Source organism: Albidovulum sp. (assembly GCF_049646345.1).
Classification (GTDB): Bacteria; Pseudomonadota; Alphaproteobacteria; order Rhodobacterales; family Rhodobacteraceae; genus Albidovulum.
This window is the reverse complement of the sequence record NZ_JBARVQ010000901.1, coordinates 1-2655: the sequence shown is the minus strand read 5'-3', so window position 1 is coordinate 2655 and position 2655 is coordinate 1. Positions and strand designations below refer to the sequence as shown.

Sequence of the window (2655 nt, the reverse complement as noted above, 5' to 3'; positions counted from 1 at the left end):
GAACTGGCCCAGGCCTCCGGGATTGACCCGCGACGCGAAAAGCTGGTGCTGACGCTGGCTTTGGCGCTTGTCGTCGCAGTCGCGCTGAAGATCGTCGGGGCGTTGCTGATCGCGGCGATGCTGATCGTTCCGGCAGCAACCGCGCGCGCCTTTTCCCGCAGCCCCGAGGCGATGGCGGTCTGGGCTGTGGCGCTTGGCAGTCTGGCGGTGCTCTGCGGGTTGGGCCTGTCGCTTCACTTTGATACGCCTGCGGGGCCCTCCATCGTCGTGGCCGCTGCCGGGCTCTTTGCCCTCAGCCTGATCACGGGACGGGCAGGGCGCTAGATTCTTGCCTCCGGCGGGGATATTTGGAGCAAGTGGAAGCGGCAGGCGGGGCAGGATCATGGCGAACCATCTTTATGACGCGCTCTTCGGGCGGCATGAGGGCAGTTCGGCCGATTTCCTGATCCTGCCGGACGGGGCGCGGGTCAGCCATAAGGATTTTTCGGCGCGGGCGGCGCGGTTTGCCGGGGCGCTGGTTGCGGCAGGACTGAAGCCGGGCGACCGGGTGGCGCTGCAACTGGAGAAAAGCCCCGACATGCTGGCGGTCATTGCCGGGGCGATCCGGGCGGGGGTGGTGTTTCTGCCGCTCAACACTGCATATACCGCCTCCGAAGTGTCGTATTTCATGTCCGATGCCGGGGCGAAACTCTTGCTGTGCGATGGCCGGGCCGCGGCGGCGCTTGCGCCGGTGGCGGCAGGTTGCGGTTCGCGGCTGATGGTTCTGAATGCGGATGGCACCGGCTCCTTCGCCGGGCTTGCTGCCACGGCGGGACCGGTTCCCCCGGCGGAACGTGGGGCCGACGACCTCTCGGCGCTGCTTTATACGTCGGGCACGACCGGAAGGTCGAAGGGCGCGATGATGAGCCACGGCAACCTTTTGTCGAATGCCGAGGTTCTGGTCGATTATTGGCGCTTTACTGACCGGGATGTGCTTTTGCATGCCCTGCCGATCTTCCACACCCACGGGCTGTTCGTGGCGACCAATGTGGCTTTGCTGGCCGGTTGCCCGATGGTGTTCCTGCCGAAATTTGATGCAGGCGCGGTGATCCGGCACCTGCCGCAGGCGACGGTGATGATGGGGGTGCCGACCTTCTATACACGGTTGCTGGACGATCCGCGTCTGACGCTGGACCTTGTCCGCAACATGCGGCTTTTCATATCGGGTTCAGCGCCCTTGCTGGCCGAGACGCACCGGCAATGGCAGGCGCGGACTGATCACCGGATTCTCGAACGCTACGGCATGACCGAGACCAATATGAACACCTCGAACCCCTATGACGGCGACCGACGGGCGGGCACGGTGGGATTGCCGCTGCCGGGGGTGGAGTTGAAGGTCTGCGACGCGGCGGGGGCCGAACTGCCGGGGGGCGAGATCGGGGTGATCGAGGTGCGCGGCCCCAATGTCTTTCAGGGCTATTGGAACATGCCGGAGAAGACGGCCGAGGAACTGCGTGCTGACGGGTTCTTTATCACCGGCGATCTGGGGCTGGTGGATGGGGACGGTTATGTCACGATTGTCGGGCGTGGAAAGGACCTGATCATCTCGGGCGGGTTCAACATCTATCCGAAAGAGGTGGAGTTGGCGCTTGATGACCTGCCGGGGGTTCTCGAAAGTGCGGTGATCGGCGCGCCGCATCCCGATTTCGGCGAGGGTGTTGTGGCCGTGGTGGTGCCCGAAGCCGGGGCGGACCTCGATCCGCAAGCATTGCAAGTGGCCTTGGGGGACCGGATTGCGCGGTTCAAGCAGCCGAAACTGATCGCGATCCGCGAGGGGCTGCCACGCAATACAATGGGCAAGGTGCAGAAGAACCTGCTTCGGGATGACTTCCGGGATGCCTTTGCGCGGTCCGGTTCGCAAGGTGGGTTTTAAGCCACCTTGCTTTGGGAAAGGGCCTGCCGCAGCACCTTTGTAAACCTGACGATACGCTCAGGCGTGGCTTCGGCGAAACCCGAGATGAGACCTTCCTGCGGTTCCGCGATGCAGTAATCCGACAGGGCTGCCGTGCCGAACCCGGCATCTCGAAGAGCATCCAACGCGCGCGTCTCACATCCGGGTGGCAGCCGGAAGCCCAGCTGGACGCCGCCCGACGGGTCGGCGACCTCCAGCCCTGGAATGCCCCTCAGCGCGGTTGCCAGCGCCCGTCCGCGTTCGCCGTAGACCTTCGCGATACGGCGCAGATGGGCGCGGTAGCGGCCCTGATCCATGAACTCGGCAAGGGCCGCTTGCGCATGCAGATTGGCCGCAAGGCCGAGATTGCGCTGGGCGGCGCGCAAGGGCGCAGCGAGATGCAGGGGCGCTACGATCCAGCCGAGGCGCAAAGCGGGCATCAGCGCCTTGGCGGCGGTACCCAGCGTGATCACCCGGTCGGGGGCAAGCCCCTGCATTGCGGCAATCTCGCGCCCTTGCCAATGAAACTCGCTGTCGTAATCGTCCTCGATCAAGAGGGCATCGGTGCTGCGCGCATAGTCGAGCGCCTGTGCCCGGCGGCGCAGAGACATGCGGTGGCCCATTGGATAGTGGTTGGCGGGGGTGAGGTAAGCGAGCCTTGCGGGTGCTGCTGTGGTGAAGTGGGCACCTTCGGCATCGACCGGAAGCGGCCGCAGTGTCAGCCC

Annotated in this window: 3 protein-coding genes; 2 read left to right on the top strand and 1 reads right to left on the bottom strand. The window is 65.1% G+C overall.

What is annotated here, in order from left to right; translation table 11 throughout:
- Together WBB85_RS23515 and WBB85_RS23510 are read left to right on the top strand one after the other, a co-directional pair.
- A partial coding sequence (locus WBB85_RS23515) for a metal ABC transporter permease (RefSeq protein WP_432640985.1) occupies positions 1–324 on the top strand: 324 nt, incomplete at its 5' end.
- A 58-nt stretch (positions 325–382) separates the two neighbouring features.
- Positions 383–1912 (top strand): malonate--CoA ligase, encoded by a 1530-nt coding sequence (locus WBB85_RS23510; protein WP_432640984.1) that lies wholly within the window; start codon positions 383–385, stop codon positions 1910–1912.
- Here WBB85_RS23510 and WBB85_RS23505 read toward each other — a convergent pair.
- Positions 1909–2655 (bottom strand): PLP-dependent aminotransferase family protein (locus WBB85_RS23505; protein ID WP_432640983.1); only part of this gene is annotated, 747 nt, incomplete at its 5' end. The two genes, WBB85_RS23510 and WBB85_RS23505, sit on opposite strands and share 4 nt — an antisense overlap.

Bases quoted from the DNA above. Each gene is read 5' to 3' on its own strand.
- WBB85_RS23510 (WP_432640984.1), top strand. From the start codon at position 383: ATGGCGAACCATCTTTATGACGCGCTCTTCGGGCGGCATGAGGGCAGT.